The 16,542-nt window shown below is 68.6% G+C and carries 17 protein-coding genes; 13 read left to right on the forward strand and 4 right to left on the reverse strand.

The annotated features are described in order from the left end of the window. The first annotated feature begins 18 nt into the window (after positions 1-18). Positions 19-858: a transglutaminase family protein gene (locus AU072_RS10260; protein ID WP_064413676.1), complete on the forward strand. Its 840-nt coding sequence runs from the start codon at positions 19-21 to the stop codon at positions 856-858. A gap of 4 nt (positions 859-862) precedes the next feature. Here AU072_RS10260 and AU072_RS10265 read toward each other — a convergent pair whose 3' ends face one another. Further along, a complete protein-coding gene (locus tag AU072_RS10265) occupies positions 863-1,723 on the reverse strand; it encodes a ribonuclease Z (protein WP_064413677.1) in 861 nt (286 codons plus the stop codon). Positions 1,724-1,931: 208 nt separating this feature from the next. Here AU072_RS10265 and AU072_RS10270 point away from each other — a divergent pair, with 208 nt between their 5' ends. Together AU072_RS10270 and AU072_RS10275 are read left to right on the forward strand one after the other, a co-directional pair. Then, positions 1,932-2,360: a CBS domain-containing protein gene (locus AU072_RS10270; RefSeq protein WP_064413678.1), complete on the forward strand. Its 429-nt coding sequence runs from the start codon at positions 1,932-1,934 to the stop codon at positions 2,358-2,360. Further along, entirely contained in the window at positions 2,353-2,958 is a 606-nt protein-coding gene (locus AU072_RS10275) for a GNAT family N-acetyltransferase (RefSeq protein WP_064413679.1), read from the forward strand. Before AU072_RS10270 ends, AU072_RS10275 begins: the two co-directional genes overlap by 8 nt. A gap of 102 nt (positions 2,959-3,060) precedes the next feature. Here AU072_RS10275 and AU072_RS10280 read toward each other — a convergent pair whose 3' ends face one another. Continuing rightward, positions 3,061-3,660 carry a type II toxin-antitoxin system PemK/MazF family toxin gene (locus tag AU072_RS10280; protein ID WP_064413680.1) on the reverse strand — a complete coding sequence of 200 codons (600 nt, stop codon included), beginning with the start codon at positions 3,658-3,660 and terminating at the stop codon, positions 3,061-3,063. A gap of 33 nt (positions 3,661-3,693) precedes the next feature. On the opposite strand from AU072_RS10280, the gene lepA reads away from it, so the two are divergent. The 7 genes from lepA (at position 3,694) to AU072_RS10315 (ending at position 11,566) form a co-directional block, all read left to right on the forward strand. Next, entirely contained in the window at positions 3,694-5,607 is a 1,914-nt protein-coding gene (gene lepA, locus AU072_RS10285; protein ID WP_120270994.1) for a translation elongation factor 4, read from the forward strand. Between the two features lie 6 nt (positions 5,608-5,613). Further along, positions 5,614-6,333 (forward strand): sensor domain-containing protein, encoded by a 720-nt coding sequence (locus AU072_RS10290; protein ID WP_064413682.1) that lies wholly within the window; start codon positions 5,614-5,616, stop codon positions 6,331-6,333. Between the two features lie 62 nt (positions 6,334-6,395). Further along, positions 6,396-7,097, forward strand: coding sequence for a sensor domain-containing protein (locus tag AU072_RS10295; protein WP_064413706.1), 702 nt, complete (start codon positions 6,396-6,398; stop codon positions 7,095-7,097). Between the two features lie 118 nt (positions 7,098-7,215). Further along, positions 7,216-8,208, forward strand: coding sequence for an isopenicillin N synthase family dioxygenase (locus AU072_RS10300; RefSeq protein WP_064413683.1), 993 nt, complete (start codon positions 7,216-7,218; stop codon positions 8,206-8,208). A 63-nt stretch (positions 8,209-8,271) separates the two neighbouring features. After that, entirely contained in the window at positions 8,272-9,228 is a 957-nt protein-coding gene (locus tag AU072_RS10305; RefSeq protein WP_064413684.1) for a LysR family transcriptional regulator, read from the forward strand. 43 nt (positions 9,229-9,271) lie between these two features. Then, positions 9,272-10,504 carry an acyl-CoA dehydrogenase family protein gene (locus tag AU072_RS10310; protein ID WP_064413685.1) on the forward strand — a complete coding sequence of 411 codons (1,233 nt, stop codon included), beginning with the start codon at positions 9,272-9,274 and terminating at the stop codon, positions 10,502-10,504. Positions 10,505-10,519: 15 nt separating this feature from the next. Continuing rightward, complete coding sequence (locus AU072_RS10315; RefSeq protein ID WP_064413686.1) at positions 10,520-11,566, forward strand: hypothetical protein; 1,047 nt, start codon at positions 10,520-10,522, stop codon at positions 11,564-11,566. 8 nt (positions 11,567-11,574) lie between these two features. Here AU072_RS10315 and AU072_RS10320 read toward each other — a convergent pair whose 3' ends face one another. After that, positions 11,575-13,611, reverse strand: a complete 2,037-nt coding sequence (locus AU072_RS10320; RefSeq protein ID WP_064350498.1) for a glycoside hydrolase family 15 protein — start codon at positions 13,609-13,611, stop codon at positions 11,575-11,577. Between the two features lie 58 nt (positions 13,612-13,669). Beyond that, a complete protein-coding gene (locus AU072_RS10325) occupies positions 13,670-14,911 on the reverse strand; it encodes an FAD-dependent oxidoreductase (RefSeq protein WP_064413687.1) in 1,242 nt (413 codons plus the stop codon). 31 nt (positions 14,912-14,942) lie between these two features. Here AU072_RS10325 and AU072_RS10330 point away from each other — a divergent pair, with 31 nt between their 5' ends. The 3 genes from AU072_RS10330 to AU072_RS10335 all read left to right on the forward strand — a co-directional run bounded on the left by AU072_RS10330 (position 14,943) and on the right by AU072_RS10335 (position 16,493). Continuing rightward, positions 14,943-15,140, forward strand: coding sequence for a hypothetical protein (locus AU072_RS10330; protein ID WP_064413688.1), 198 nt, complete (start codon positions 14,943-14,945; stop codon positions 15,138-15,140). A 140-nt stretch (positions 15,141-15,280) separates the two neighbouring features. Continuing rightward, on the forward strand, positions 15,281-15,373 hold the full coding sequence (locus AU072_RS28935) for an Ms4533A family Cys-rich leader peptide (protein ID WP_353612094.1): 93 nt from the start codon (positions 15,281-15,283) through the stop codon (positions 15,371-15,373). Positions 15,374-15,491: 118 nt separating this feature from the next. Then, positions 15,492-16,493, forward strand: a complete 1,002-nt coding sequence (locus AU072_RS10335) for a sulfate ABC transporter substrate-binding protein (protein ID WP_064413689.1) — start codon at positions 15,492-15,494, stop codon at positions 16,491-16,493. The last annotated feature ends 49 nt before the right edge of the window (positions 16,494-16,542 follow it).

Here is a 16,542-nt window from a genome sequence, read left to right on the forward strand (position 1 = left end):
AGCGATGAGGAGACAGTGATGTGGCGGATGCGGGTCGTGCACTCGACCGGGTACGCATACAAGTCTCCGGTGACGGCGTCGTTCAACGAGGCGCGGCTGACGCCGCGGTCGGACTCGCGGCAGAACGTGATCCTCAACCGCGTGGAGACCGTGCCGGCCACCCGCAACTACCGCTACGTCGACTACTGGGGGACCGCGGTCACGGCGTTCGACCTGCACGCACCGCACACCGAACTGGAGGTGACGTCGTCGTCGGTCGTGGAGACCGACGCCGATCAGATGCCCGAACGCGAAGTGACATGGGAGGACCTGCAATCCGAGGCCGTCGTCGACAGGTTCGACGAGGTTCTCGCGCCCACCCACTACACGCCGGCGAGCAAGCGCATACGCCGGGTCGGTCAGCGCATCATCAAGGACCGCACGCCGTGCGAGGCCGTCACCGCGGCCGCGTCGTGGGTGCGCAGCGAGTTGGCGTACGTCGCGGGCACCACCGGCGTGCACTCGTCGGGGCTGGACGCGTTGCGCGAGGGCAAGGGCGTCTGCCAGGACTTCGCGCATCTGACGCTGATCCTGTTGCGCTCCATGGGCATTCCCGCCCGCTACGTGTCGGGGTATCTGCACCCGAACCGCAAAGCGGCGATCGCCGACACCATCGACGGGCAGAGCCACGCCTGGGTGCAGGCGTGGACCGGTGGCTGGTGGAACTACGACCCGACCAACGACGCCCCGATCAACGAGCAGTACATCAGCGTGGGTGTCGGCCGGGACTACTCCGATGTCACCCCGCTGAAGGGGATCTACTCCGGTGAGGGCTCGACCGACCTCGACGTCGTCGTCGAGATCACCCGCCTGGCCTGACCGATCACCCGGTCGGCTTGGCGGAGATGCCGGGATGCACCTCGACGCGAAGCAGATCGTCACCGAGTTCGATCTGCCGGTCGAAGACCGACGCGGCCAGCGCGCGCCAGTCGTCTTCCTGCCCGGGTTCGATCGCGGGCACGTAGTGGGTGAGGACCAGGATGCCCACCCCCGCGCGCGCCGCGGTTTCGGCTGCCTGCTCGACCGAGGAGTGATAGTCGCAGATGTCGCGGATGCGCTGCATGGCCATCCTGTCGACCAGGTCCTTGCGGATCACGGTGTGCACCAACGCACCTGCGCCCGCCGCGAGTTCGTCGAGGCTCTCGCAGGGAACGGTGTCGCCGGCCAGCACCACCGAGGCGTCGGCGTGCTCGATGCGGAAGCCGATGGTCGGGGTGACCGGGCGGTGGTCGGTGGGCGCAACCCGGATCGTCACGTCGTCGCGGTTCCACACCTCACCCTCGGTGTACTCGTGTACCTCCACCGGGGGCGGCGCCGTCAGGTCGGCGTGGTGCGCGATCCGGTATCCGATGTCGAAGCCGAACGCCTTGAGGGTGTGCTCGACCACCTCGGCGGTGCCCGGCGGTCCGATGATCTGCAGCGGGGGCTGCTCGGGCGTGAACGTCGACACCCATCGGGTGATGATCACGTCGCCCAGGTCCGCGATGTGGTCGCTGTGCAGATGCGTTAAGAGCAGCGCGGACAGTCCGTTGGCGGGCGCGCCCGCGGCCGTCAGGCGTTGCTGCACGCCGCGACCGCAGTCGATCAGAAACGTCTGCCCGCCCGCGCGCACGAGCGTCGACGGTCCGGCGCGGTGGGCGTCGGGGATGGGGCTTCCGGTGCCAAGCAGTGTGATCTCGATCATGGCCCCACATATACCCGAGGGGCGCGGCGAAGGGGGCTTCGAAACGGGCCGAAACGGCATTCCGGCAGGTGTGTACTCGACTTTGCGCTGCTGGAATGCCATTTCGCGACTTTGCGGCCCGAGTGTGACCGGGTTGCAACCTCGCAAAGCCTTCCGCGCCGAGGCAGTCCAACCTAGCCTGTGAGGAAGATCACGAGCGGAGGCAAGGATGCGGATCGCGGACGTGTTGCGGAACAAGGGCGCCGCGGTGGCCACGATAACTCCGGAGACGTCGGTCTCGGGGTTGCTCACCGAGCTGGCGGTGCACAACATCGGCGCGATGGTCGTGGTGTCGCCTGACGGCCTGATGGGGATCGTCTCCGAGCGTGATGTCGTGCGGGCGCTGCACCGCCGAGGGGGAGAACTGCTCACCAAACCGGTGTCGGAGATCATGACCACGCTGGTGGCGACCTGCGCTCCCGACGATTCGGTGGACAGCCTCAGCGCGCTGATGACGACGAACCGGGTCCGGCACGTGCCGGTGATGGAGAACGGCCGTCTGGTGGGCATCGTGAGCATCGGCGACGTCGTCAAGACGCGGATGGAAGAGCTCGAAGCGCAGCAGGAGCAGCTGCAGGCCTACATCACCCGTGGCTGACGTCGAGGTCGCTCCGGCGGCGCGCCGGCATGTGCGCCAGATGTCTGCGGTGCTGGCGCGCGCGTTCTACGACGACCCGGTGATGAAGTGGATGCTGCCGAAGGACGCTGCGCGGGAGCGCGCCCTGGCGCGGGTGTTCGCCACCATGATTCGCCACCATTTCCTGCGCACCGAGGGAGTCGAGGTCGCAGGCGGCCAGCGCATCGGTGCCGCCGCGCTGTGGGACCCGCCGGGCGAGTGGAGGCAGAGCGGGCTGCAGGAGCTGAGGATGATGCCGGCGTTCATGCGGGCGATGGGAGCCAATGTGCGGCGCGGTCAGGCGATGGCCGAGCTGATGAAGCAGCACCACCCCGAGGAGCCGCACTGGTACCTGGGGGTGATCGGCAGCGACCCGACGGTGCGTGGCACCGGCTACGGACAGGCCCTGATGCGCTCGCGCCTCGACCGCTGCGACGCCGAGCACGCGCCCGCGTACCTCGAGTCCAGCAACCCCGACAACATCGGCTACTACCAGCGTTTCGGGTTCGACGTCACCGGCGAGATCACGTTGCCCGACGGCGGCCCGCCCATGTGGCCCATGTGGCGCCAGCCACGCTGACATCCCGCCAACGTCCGCGAGCGACCGCCGATTGCCATGCGCGCGCGGCGTGTCGCGGGGCAGACGCGGTCACTCGCGGAAAAGAAAAAGAGGGGTGGGGGGTCAGCTCCAGGAGTATTCGGCGCGTAGCCGCGCGGCGACCACTTCGAACTTCTCGCGGGCCAGGATCGCCCCTTCGCGGCGGATTCCGTCTTCGGGAACGTCGAGCACCCGGTCCAGCCGCACCCAACTGGCTCGCCCCTCGTAATCCCAGGTACCGGTGCCGATGCCCACCCAGTCCGGATCGTCTCGGTGGTGGTCTTGGCTGGACAGCATCAGGCCGAGCAGCGTGGACCGGTCGCGGCCCACCACCAGAACCGGTCGGTCCTTGCCCTGCGTCGGGTCGTCCTCGTAGACCACCCACGTCCACACGATCTCGCCCGGGTCGGCGCGGCCGTCGAGGTCGGGGGCGTACACCACCTTGCGGGCGCGGTGGGCGGTCGGCACGAAGTGACGGCTGACGGGGCGTCCGGTCGTGATCGCCGGTGTCTCGTCCCGCGATGTGCCGGCGATCGCCTCCAGACCGATCCTGATGCCCTGCTGGATACCGCGCTGCACGGTCTCGGACTGACCGATCTGACGGATGATCTTCGGCGCCTCGTTGAACACCAGGTTCTCGGCAATCCTCTGGAATGTCTGCAGTGGTCTCCAGGGCGCAGGCATATTTCCGAGCATAAGCGAGCGCGGCCCAGCACGATTGTGTGCTTACGGCGCCGCCTGGATACGCTGGTGACACCCGAAGTCCGCGTTCACCAGGAGATTCCCATCAGCACTTTCGCCGATCAGACCTTCACGGCGCCGGCGCAGATCCGGAACTTCTGCATCATCGCCCACATCGATCACGGCAAGTCGACGCTGGCCGACCGGATGCTGCAACTCACCGGCGTCGTCGCCGATCGTGACATGCGCGCGCAGTACCTCGACCGGATGGACATCGAGCGCGAGCGCGGCATCACGATCAAGGCGCAGAATGTCCGGCTGCCCTGGAAGCTTGGGGACGAGGACTACGTCCTGCACCTGATCGACACCCCCGGCCACGTCGACTTCACCTACGAGGTGTCGCGTGCGCTCGAGGCGTGCGAAGGTGCGGTGCTGCTCGTCGACGCCGCCCAGGGGATCGAGGCGCAGACGCTGGCGAACCTCTATCTGGCCCTGGATCGCGATCTGCACATCATCCCGGTGCTCAACAAGATCGACCTGCCCGCGGCCGATCCCGACCGGTACGCCGCCGAACTCGCCCACATCATCGGTTGCGAACCCGACGACGTGCTGCGGGTCTCCGGGAAGACCGGCGCGGGCGTGGCCGACCTCCTCGACCACGTCGTGCGCGAGGTCCCGCCGCCGGTCGGCGACGCCGACGCACCGGCCCGGGCGATGATCTTCGACTCGGTCTACGACACCTACCGCGGAGTGGTGACCTACGTCCGCGTCGTCGACGGCCGGATCGTGCCCCGCGAACGCATCAAGATGATGTCCACCGGCGCCCACCACGAACTGCTCGAGGTCGGCATCGTCTCGCCCGAACCCAAGGCCTCCGCCGGTCTGGGGGTCGGCGAGGTCGGCTACCTCATCACCGGCGTCAAAGACGTGCGCCAGTCCAAGGTCGGTGACACGGTGACGACGGCACGCCACGGCGCGGCCGAACCGCTCACCGGGTACCGCGAGCCGCGGCCGATGGTGTACTCGGGGCTGTATCCCGTTGACGGCTCGGACTATCCGGTTCTGCGCGACGCTTTGGACAAGCTACAACTCAACGATGCGGCGCTGACGTATGAGCCGGAGACGTCGGTGGCGCTCGGATTCGGTTTCCGCAGCGGCTTTCTGGGCCTGCTGCACATGGAGATCACCCGCGAGCGGCTCGAGCGCGAGTTCAACCTCGACCTGATCTCCACATCGCCGAACGTCGTGTATCGCGTTGTGCAGGAGGATAATTCGGAGGTCACCGTGACCAACCCGTCGGACTGGCCGGAGGGCAAGGTCCGCACGGTCTACGAGCCGATCGTCAAGACCACGATCATCGCGCCCAGCGAGTTCATCGGGACCATCATGGAGCTGTGCCAGTCGCGGCGCGGCGAACTCGGCGGCATGGATTACCTCTCCCCGGAACGGGTGGAGCTGCGCTACACGATGCCGTTGGGCGAGATCATCTTCGACTTCTTCGACGCGCTGAAATCGCGCACCCGCGGCTACGCCAGCCTGGACTACGAGGAGGCCGGTGAACAGGAGGCCGACCTGGTCAAGGTCGACATCCTTCTGCAGGGTGAGCCGGTCGACGCGTTCAGCGCGATCGTGCACAAGGAGTCGGCGTACGCCTACGGCAACAAGATGACCACCAAGCTCAAGGAGCTGATTCCGCGCCAGCAGTTCGAGGTTCCGGTGCAGGCGGCGATCGGATCGAAGATCATAGCTCGCGAAAACATCCGCGCGATCCGCAAAGACGTGCTATCGAAGTGCTATGGCGGGGACATCACCCGCAAGCGCAAGCTGCTCGAGAAGCAGAAGGAAGGCAAGAAGCGGATGAAGACCATCGGCCGGGTCGAGGTGCCCCAGGAGGCGTTCGTCGCCGCCCTGTCCACCGACTCGTCGGCCGCCGACAAGGCCAAGAAGTAGGACGGCGTGCGCGCGGCGGCGATGACGGCGGCACTGGTGGGCGCATGCGCGATCGTCGCCGGCTGTTCGGCGCCCGCCGGCGAAGCACCGGCCCCGCGGGTCGCCGAGGTCGTCAAACCGTCGCCGAACCGGATGCTCGACCAGGCGCTTCCCACCGCCGAGGAGCTGACCACGATGTTCGGGGCCGGCGGCTTCATGGGCCAGGTCGTCGAAGGCGGCGCCGACATGCTGCTGCAGGGTGTGCGCGAGGCCGAGGCGACGCCTCCTGACTGTGTGAGCACCGGATACCGGTTGGAGAAGGTCGTGTATCAGGCCAGTCCGGTGCGGTCGGTGGTCAGCCAGTCGTGGGCCGGCGGTGACGCCCACGGGCCCACCGTCACCGGGTTCTTCGGGGTGGTCGAGTTCATCGACGCCGACGCCGCGCAGGAATTCTTCGCCACGTCGGCTGACAAGTGGCACCGGTGCAACGGCCAGACGCTGGTGTTGAACCAACCCGAGCGCGGCGCACAGGGATCCAGCCGGATCACCGAGGTGGGCGTCGACGACGAGATCGTCTCGGCGGTGGTGATGCAGGACGCCGGGTCGACGCTGCAGCGGGCACTCGGTGTGGCCGGCGATTGCATCGTGGAGGTGGAGATCACCGACGTCGCCGGACCCAGTCCGACCGGCGCCCGGCACGCGACCGCGGTCGCCGACCTGATGATGGACAAAATCACCCAGTCCTGAAGAGTGCGGACGAAATTGTCGGCCACGCCGCGAATGTGGCCGAAGTCGGTCACAATAACGCGGTGACTCGATTCGGCACGGCGTCGCGACTGTTCGCCGCGGGTGTCGTCCTGGCGACGTCGGCTGTGCTGGCGGGCTGTGTGAGCACCGTGGCGGGCATAGCGATACGCGGCCAGGCGGTCGAGGTGCGGGAGTTGACGGCGGCGACGCTCGACGACGTGCTGCTCACCATCGGCGAACTGAACGGCATCATGGGCTCGACCACGATGAAGGTCACAAGCGAACTCGAGGAGATGACCGATCATTCCGACGACGTGTCGGATCGCGAGTGCCTCGGCGCCATGTACGGTGCCGAGGGGCCGGTGTATGCGGGCAGTGGGTGGACCGATGTGCGCGACCAGGTGGCGCGCGAACCCGACGACGACAACAACCACTGGGTCGAACAGACCGCGGTGCTGTACACGTCGGCCGAGGATGCGCAGCGATTCTTCGACAAGTCCAGGGCGGCGTGGGAGGGTTGCGCCAATTCCACTGTGGTCGTGGGTAGTTCGGGAGATTCGTACCTGTGGGAACTCAGTGAGGTCCGCACCGACGACGAGATGATCACCCAGGTCACGACGCAACAGGATGCCGACGGCTGGGCCTGCCAACATGCGCTGTCGGCCGCCTCGAACCTGACCGTCGAGGCGTGGGCGTGCAGTTACTCGATCGGTGACGAGGCGGCCACCATCGCGCGGGACATGCTCGCCAACGCGGCCAAATAACAGACGTCGGAGACCGGGCAGTCGAGGCGCATCCGGGTGTTTCAGGGTTCCTTCACGCCCCTGCAGCCTTTGTTGAGGCGGATGGCCGATGGCGGGGGCGGGGAACCACAATGACCGTATGCTGCCGGTTCTCGACCTCGCCGAGGCGGACACCCGACCCGACCGGTTCCGGGCCCGCCTGCGCGAAGCCGCACACGACGCCGGGTTCTTCTATCTGGTGGGGCACGGTGTTCCGCGCGCGCAGATCGAACACGTGCTCGGCCTCGCACGCGAGTTCTTCGCCCTGCCGACGGAGGTGAAGAACGAGATCAGCCAGCTGAAAAGCCCGCAGTTCCGCGGGTATTCGCGCATCGGCGGTGAGCTGACCAACGGCCGGGTCGACTGGCGTGAGCAGATCGACATCGGTCCGGAGCGGCCCGTCATCGACGGCGCCGAGGGCTTCTGGCGGCTGCAGGGCCCCAACCTGTGGCCGTCGGCGCCCGCGGGCTTCCGCGCAGCCTTCGAGGACTGGACCGCCGCCCTGTCGGCCGTGGGGCTGCGGCTGCTGCGGCACTGGGCGGTGTCGCTGGGCGCGGCGGAGAACACGTTCGACGCGGCATTCGCCGACCGGCCCGCCACCTTGCTGAAGGTCGTGCGATATCCCGGCACCGCCGACACCCCGCAGGGTGTCGGCGCGCACAAGGATTCGGGCGTACTGACCCTGCTGCTGGTGGAGCAGGGATCCGAGGGGCTGCAGGTCGAAGGCGCCGCGGGGGAGTGGATCGACGTGCCCCCGCTGCCCGACGCGTTGATCGTCAACATCGGCGAACTGCTCGAGGTCGCGACCGGAGGCTATCTGCGCGCCACCCGCCACCGCGTGCTCGCACCGCCGCCGGGCACCGACCGCGTGTCGATCCCGTACTTCCTCAATCCGGCGCTCGACGCGTTGGTCCCGATCATCGAGCTGCCGCCGCGGTTGGCCGCGCTGTCGCGCGGGGTGGAGGCCGATCCGGACAACCCGATCTTCAACACCTACGGCGAGAACGCGTGGAAATCGCGCACCAGGGCCCATCCCGACGTCGCCGAACTGCATCACGGCATCACACCGAAAGGCGTCGCGAGCGCGTACTGAGGCGATTACATCGGGCTGATCGCAACCGTCGGCAATTGGCGGTCGCCCGGTTACGTTTCGCCCGTGTTCGATGTGCGCCGGTTGCTGGTGTTGCGGGAAGTCGTGAGCTGTGGCTCGCTGTCGGCGGCCGCGCTGGCGCTGAACTACACGACATCGGCTGTGTCACAACAGATCACCGCCCTGGAACGAGATATCGGTTCCACGCTTCTGGTGCGCAGCCCGACCGGGGTGCGGCCGACGGCCGCGGGCACCCGGCTGCTCGAGCACGCCGACGTGATCCTCGCGGCGGTCACGGCGGCCGAACGCGATCTCGCGCGCCTTGGCGGCGCCCGCGCCGGTGCGGTGCGGGTCGCGTCCTTTGCCACCGCCGCCGCGACCCTGCTGCCCCGCGCGATCGCGCGTTTCCGCACGCTGTGTCCCGACATCGACGTCGAACTGGTTCCCGCCGACCCCGAGCAGGGCGTCGGGATGCTGGTGGCAGGCGAGGTCGATGCGGCGGTCATCACCGAGGTTCCCGGCGAGGACCCGGAGTTCCCGCGTGTCCACAGCGACGCGGTCTACGACGACGAGTTCTATGCGGTCCTGCCCGCGAACCACCCGCTGGCGGCCGCATCGACGCTGCGGTTCGCGGCTCTGGCCGACGAACAGTGGATCGTCAGCACCGAAACCGGGGTGTGCCCCGACGTCCGGGTGTTCGAAAGAGCCTGCCGACACGCCGGATTCGCACCGTCGGTGACGTTGCGCGCTGAGGACTACTCGACCGTGCAGGGCCTGGTGGCCGCCGATCTCGGTGTATCTCTCGTACCGTCGCTGGCCGCTCACGGCGGTGTCCACCCCGGTGTGGTGTTACGGCGGGTCGTCGGACGTGCACCGGTGCGGCGCATCTGCGTGGCTACCGCGAAGGCGCCTGCGGCCAACACACCGCTGACGACCTTTGTGTCCCTTGTCCGCTCGGCCGGCGCCCACCTGCGTGCCGAGAGCACTTACAGCGTTGCTGAACGCCCCTTCAGCGTCGCTTGACCCCGGTTCCGCCCCACCGCCGACGATCCTAGATTGGCCAACCATGACCACCACCGAAAGCACCACGCCCGTCCTGACTTCGGCCGAGCAGGCGCTGCACACCGCCCATCTGATCGCGGCCGACATCGCTGCCGGCGCGGTCGAGCGGGAACTCAACGGAATCTGGCCCGAAGCGGAGCTCCGCCGGATCGGCGACTCGGGGCTGCTGGGCATCATCGTCCCCGCCGCCCATGGTGGCCCCGACCTTCCGCGCACCACCGCCGTCGAAGTCCTACGCATTCTGTCTCAGGCGGATTCGGCCGTCGGCCAGCTACTGCTCTCCCACTACGTGCTGAGCCAGGCGATCAGCGGGCTCGGGGACAACGACCCGGCGCCGCGCATCTACCGCGACGTGCTCGCCGGCGCCCAGCTCGGCAACGCCACCGTCGAACGCGGCACCCGGACCAGCGCGGAGCGGCGGACCACCGTGGCGCGCCAGGCCGACGGCACGTGGCGGCTCAACGGCACCAAGTACTACGCGACGGGAACGCTCGGGGCGACGTGGATCGCCGTCGCCGCCCGCATCCCCGACACCGAACCGTCGCACGGCGCAACCGTTTTCGTCCGGCCCACCGATGCCGGCGTCACCCTCAACCTCGACCGCTGGTCCTCGTTCGGGCAGCGCGGCACCGCCAGCGGTGAGGTCGTCTTCGACAACGTCGTCGTGGAGGGTGAATTCGTCATCGACGAGGGACCCGACCCCGATCCGGTCACCGCGCCGCCGTCGGTGCTCGGCGCCTTCGACCAGGCCCTGCACGCCGCCGTCGACATCGGAATCGCGCGCGCCGCATTGGAGGACGGCGCACGGTTCGTCACCACGAGATCGCGTCCGTGGTTCGAAGCGGGAGTCGACAACGCCGCCGACGAACCGCACGTGGTGCGCCGGTTCGGTGAACTGACGGCCCGCCTGTACGCGCTCGAGGCGTTGCTCGCCCGGGGCGCCGGCCTGGTCGACGACGCGTTGAGCGCACCGGAGCTGACCCGCGACGCCGCGGCGGCCGCGTCGTTGCGGGTGGCCGCGGCCAAGGCGCTGGCACAGGAGTTCGCCGTCGAGATCGCCAGCGGCATCTTTGAACTGGCCGGCGCATCGGCCACCGACCGCGGGCACGCGCTGGACCGGCACTGGCGCAACGTGCGCGTGCACTCGCTGCACGATCCCGCCCGCTGGAAATACGTCCACATCGGCAACCACACCCTTCGCGGCACCAAGCCGCCGCGGCTCGGTGTCCTCCTCTGAAACGAAGGATTCGCCATGACAGGCTTCTATCTCACCGGCAGCATCAACGTCGCCACCGTCGACGACGCGTTCGCTTTGGTGGGCAACCGGCTTCAGCCCGGCGTGACCCGCGTCCCCGACGGTGAACCCGGTGACCGCGCCAACTGGGTGCTGACCCAGGCCGACCACTTCCTGGCCAACCCGACCCTGGACGTCGTTGACGGCAAGGTCCGGGTGCGCGCCGGGACACCGGTGTCGTTCGGCGCGCTCGACTACCACAGCGTCGCCGCCGGCTCCTACGCCCGCTTCATCGCCGCTCGCCGCGACGGCGTGCTGGCCGAGGACTCGCGTTTCCTGGTGTCGATTCCGACGCCCTTCAACGCTGTGAACTCGTTCGCGCAGTTCGACTCTCAGGTCGAGGTGGCCTACGCCTACGAGCAGGCGTTACGACTTAGCGTCGAGGCGCTGCAGGAGGCGATCCCGCCGAGCGACCTGGCGATTCAGTGGGACCTGCCGACCGAACTGGCGACCATCGAAGGGTGGTTCCCCAATCCCTACGGCGGTTTCGAGCCGATCTTCGCGGCCACGGCGCGGCTGGCGTCCTGGGTCCACGACGACGCCGAGCTGACCTTCCATCTGTGCTACGGCGATTCGAAGTTCGGCGCGTCGCCGTTCATGGGTGATCCACCCGACGAGGAGGCGGCCGCCCGCGGAGGCCGGCACATCCTGCCGCGGGACGCCTCGGCGATCGTCACGCTGGCCAACGGGTTGTCGCGCCATGTGCCGCGCCGCATCGACGCCATCCAGGCGGCGACGGTCGCGGCCTGGAACAGGCGGGCGCACTGGCAGCCGCTGAGCGGACTGGCGCTGGAAGCCGGAACCGAGATCTATCTCGGCCTGCTGCACGCCGAGGACGGTGCTGACGGCGCGCGGGCGAGGGCGGCGCTGGCGTCGGAGTTCCTGCCGGAGTTCGGGATCTCCACCGAATGCGGGCTCGGCAGGCACTCCACCGAGCAGCTCGAGGCGGTGCTCGTCGCGTGGAGCGACTACGCCGCTTCCCGCCAGCCCGCCCTGGCCGGCTGAGACGCGACCTACATCGGGGCGTTGGCCGGGACGAACACCCCGGAGCTGTCGGCCTCCTCCTCGGCCCGGATCACGTGCACCACCGCGTTGATCAACGCCAGATGGGTGAACGCCTGCGGGAAGTTGCCGAGATGTCGGCCGGTGCGCGGCTCGATCTCCTCGGCGTACAGATGCAGCGGGCTGGCGAACGACAGCAGCCGTTCACACAGATGCTTGGCGCGGCTGATCTCGCCGATCTCGACCAGCGCGGACACCAGCCAGAACGAGCAGATCGTGAAGGTGCCCTCCTCACCGGCCAGCCCGTCGTCGGTCTCCTCGACGCGGTACCGCAGCACGAGGCCTTCCTCGGTCAGCTCGTCAGCGATGGCCAGCACCGTCGCGCGCACCCGCGGATCGTCGGGCGGGAGGAACCGGGTGAGCACGGCCAGCAGCAGCGAGGCGTCGAGCGCGTCGTCGCCGTAACGCTGCGTCAGCACACCGCGGGAGTCGACGCCGTGCTTGAGCACGTCGGCCTTGATCTCCTCGGCGGTCGCGCGCCACTGCTGGGCGTAGGACTTCTCGCCCTGCAGTTCGGCGAGTTTGGAGCCGCGGTCCAGCGCCACCCAGCACATGATCTTGCTGCTCGTGAAGTGCTGCGGCTCGCCGCGCACCTCCCAGATACCGCGGTCGGGTTCCTTCCAGTGCTTGATCGCCTCTTCGACCTGCGCCTTGCACACCGGCCACAGCGTGTCGGAGATCTGCTCGCGCGACTTGGCGTGCAGATACACCGAATCGAGCATGGTGCCCCAGATGTCGTGCTGCATCTGGTTGTAGGCGCCGTTGCCGATGCGCACCGGCCGCGCCCCGTCGTATCCGGACAGGTGGCGCAGTTCCTCCTCGACCAGCGTGCGCTCGCCGCCGACGGCGTACATCACCTGAAGTGGATGCCGCTCACCGTTGTTCGCGCCCGACACGTCGGCGATGAACGCGAAGAAGTCGTCGGCCTCGCGGTCCAGGCCCAGTGTGTAGAGCCCCCACAACGCGAACGTCGAATCGCGCACCCACGCGTAGCGGTAGTCCCAGTTGCGTTCGCCCTGAGGCGTTTCCGGCAACGACGTGGTGGGCGCGGCCAGCAGCGCACCGGTCGGGGAGTAGGTCAGCCCCTTCAACGTCAGCGCGCTGCGCTGGAGGTAGGCCCGCCACGGATGGTCCGGGAAGTCGCCGACGTTGATCCACTGGCGCCAGGCCTCGCTGGTCTGCCACATCTTGTCGGCGGCCTCTTCGTAGGTCTGCGGCGCCGGGTGCTTGGACCACGACAGCGCGACGAACGCGTTGTCGCCTTCCTTCATCCGGGTCCGCGCCCGGGCCTCATGGCCCTCCAGGCCGAGCCGCAGATTCGTGGTGAGCCGCAGCGTGGGGTGGGCGTCGGCGTCGCGGCTGGCGCGCGCGATCGCCTCGCCGTACGCCTGCGCGGAGTACTCCCAGGTCGCGGGGATCCGGTGATAGTCGAAGGCCGGCTCGCAGTTCATCACCAGTTCGACCGTGCCGCTCACACATCGCACGGTGCGCAGCAGGATGTGCTCGGCGTCCCAGTCCATCGGTGTGCGGCGGTGGGTGCGCGACCGGGTCTCGAGGTCGTGCCACGGTCCCATCACCAACGCCTCGCGCACGATCAGCCAGCCGGTGTGGGTCTGCCACGTCGTCTCCAGGATCAGGCTGCCGGGCAGGTAGCGCCGCGCCGAGGGCACCGTCACCCCGTAGGGCCCCAACCGGAAGTGGCCGGCTCCGCGATCGAGGATGGCGCCGAACACGCTCGGCGAGTCGGGCCGCGGCACGCACAACCACTCGACCGACCCGGCCGAGGAGATCAGGCACGTGTTCTCGCAGTCGGACAGAAAGCCGTAGTCGGCGATGGGCGGGAACGGGTTTCGCAACGCTCCGGTCGGCGCGTACGGTGTCGGCGCGGTCACGGTCAGCGGGGTGTTCGCCATGACGGCCTCGGCCGGCTTCGCCCCGTTCTCGGTTTCTGTTGACCCGTCCGACGGCCCGGTTTGTTGCAGAACCATGCCGTCATCATCGACTGCCGACGCGCTCGGCGTCTACTTGTTGGCGGTTACGGCGCGGTCAGCGCCGGGCGAAGGCCGGAATGTGTTCGGGTAAGGGGCCGATCGCCACGCCGTAGGCCATCACGCGGCGCAGCAGCGCCAGCCCGGCGGCCACGCGCACGAACCGGGGCGCCTCGGCCTGGCCGGTAGAGGCGACGGCGACCGCGATGACGCGGCGGTGGATCACCCTCTGCACCGTCTGGATCAGCGCGGCGGGCAGCCAGCGCCGCGCCTGGACGCGGGCCAGATGCCGGTTCGACAGCGTGCCCGAGCGCAACGGACCCGCCAGGACCCGGCCCGCGGCGACGGCGTCGGCCACCGCGAGGTTGATCCCGACCCCGCCGACCGGCGACATCGCGTGGGCGGCGTCGCCGATCAGCAGCAGGCCGTCGCTGTACCAGCGCCGCAGGCGGTTCAACTGCACGTCGAGCAGCTTCACGTCGTCGAACGACGTCACCGCCCCGACGCGGTCGGCCAACCACGGCACCAGGGACACCACCCCGCGGTGCAGCGATCCGATGCCTTGCGCCCGCAACTCCTCGTCGCGTCCCTTGGGGATGACGTAGGCGCACTGGTAGTAGTCGCCGCGGTCGATGACGATCTGCGCGTGCCCGGCGCCGAGGACACCGGCGAGCCCGTGCGGATCCTCGGGGTCGCGGGGGAGCCGGAACCACCAGACGTCCATCGGCACACCGAAGTCCTTCGGCTCGAGCCCCATCGCGGTGCGCAGCGTCGACGACCGCCCGTCGCAGGCCACAGTCAACGCCGCGCGCATCTCGCGCACCTCGCCGTCCGCGCCGCGGTAGCGCACACCGACCACCCGGTCGCCGTGGCGGATCGGCCCCAGCACCTCGGTGCTGCGCAGCAGGGTGAACGTCGGCTCCCGCTTTGCGGCGGTGGCCAGCAGTTCCAGGAAATCCCACTGCGGGACCAGCGCAATGTGCTTGTGGGGACCGGGGATTCGCCGCAGGTCCATGGTGACCGGCGTGCCCTGCACCGTCATCGACAGCGTGTCGATCTCACGGTGGGGGAGCGCCGCGAACTCATCGGAGAGCCCCAACTCGTCGAGCAGGCGCAGGGTGCTGGCATGCACGGTGTCGCCGCGGAAATCGCGCAGGAAGTCGGCGTGCTTCTCCATCACCGTGACGTCGACCCCGGCGCGGGCGAGCACCAGCGCGAGCATCATGCCCGCCGGGCCGCCACCGGCCACGATGCAGGTGGTGTCCCCGGCCCGGGGGGCGGGGTCCGAGTCGGCGGCCACGTGCACATCCTCGCATCGCTAGGCTGGCCGCGTGGGTGGCTTCCTGAGTTGGTGGGACGGTGTCGAGCTCTGGCTCACCGGCCTGCCGTTCGTCGCCCAGACCGCGGTGGTGATGCCGGTGGTGCTCGCGCTGGCCTACGGCACCGCGGTCGTGCTCGACGGCGCCCTCGGTAACGGCATCAGGTTGTGGCGCCGCGTTCGCCACGACGAACGGGATGCGCACCGATGAGCGGCGGGATGCCGCGGTCGCGGGTGACGTTGGTGCTCGTCATCCTGGTGATCCTGGTGATCGTCATGTGGCTGTTCACTCGTTGACGGCACTTCATCCCTCGCCGAGCAGGTTGCGAGAACTCTGTTAGGCTTCGCGCCATGCAAACAGCGTCCGGCAACAAGAGCGGCCATGTTCTGGCCCTCATTGCCGTGAGTTTCAGCGCTGTTGCCGATGTCTGTTGTTGTTGCTGACTCCTCCGCCCGTCCGCGGTTCGGTGTCGGTAACGGCTGTGGGATGACGCCTCGCGCTGATCCATCGCCTTCCCGTCGGGTCGGGTTCCACCGAAGTCCCCCCAACGAAAGGTCACTGATGGTCAACATCCGCAGAACCTGGCGCGCCGCGGCGGCGCTGGCCACCACCGCCACAGTGCTGGCCGCATGCGCCGGCGGATCGAGCGATGTGGTGGGTGAGGGCGGCGGGAACGACGCCGAGACGACGCTGACGCTGGTCGCCTACGCCGTGCCCGAACCCGGCTGGAGCAAGGTCATCCCCGCGTTCGCCGCCACGCCGGAGGGTAAGGGCGTCGGCGTCACGACGTCCTACGGCGCCTCCGGCGACCAGTCGCGCGCCGTCGTCGACGGTAAGCCCGCCGACATCGTCAACTTCTCCGTCGAGCCGGACATCACCCGGCTCGTCAAGGCCGACAAGGTGGCCAAGGACTGGAACGCCGACGCCACCAAGGGCATCCCGTTCGGGTCGGTGGTGTCCTTGGCGGTGCGGCCCGGCAACCCCAAGAACATCAGGGACTGGCCCGATCTGCTCAAGCCCGGCGTCGAGGTCATCACGCCCAGCCCGTTGAGCTCCGGGTCGGCCAAGTGGAATCTGCTGGCGCCCTACGCGTGGGCCAGCAAGGGCGGCCAGGACCCTCAGGCCGGTCTCGACTACGTCACCGAGCTGGTGACCGAGCACATCAAGCTGCGTCCGGGTTCGGGCCGGGAGGCCACCGACGTGTTCCGGCAGGGCAGTGGCGACGTGCTGCTGGCCTACGAGAACGAGGCGCTGCACTTCGACCTGGAGTACGTGAACCCGCCGGAGACCTTCAAGATCGAGAATCCGGTCGCCGTGGTGACGTCGAGCACGCACCTGGACAAGGCGAACGCGCTGAAGAACTTCATCTACACCCCCGAGGCGCAGAAGCTGTGGGCCGAGGCCGGATTCCGGCCCGTCGATCCCGCCGTGCTCGAGGAGTTCCGGGACAAGTTCCCCGCGCCGGCCAAGCTGTGGACCGTCGACGATCTCGGAGGCTGGGCGACACTGGATCCCGAGTTGTTCGACAAGGACAACGGCACGATCACCAAGACGATGACGTAGGCCAGCGCGAGGTAACGCAGCAGGTGTTTGACTGCGGGCGAAAGGATCA

Source organism: Mycolicibacterium novocastrense, assembly GCF_001499835.1.
Taxonomy (GTDB): domain Bacteria; phylum Actinomycetota; class Actinomycetes; order Mycobacteriales; family Mycobacteriaceae; genus Mycobacterium; species Mycobacterium novocastrense.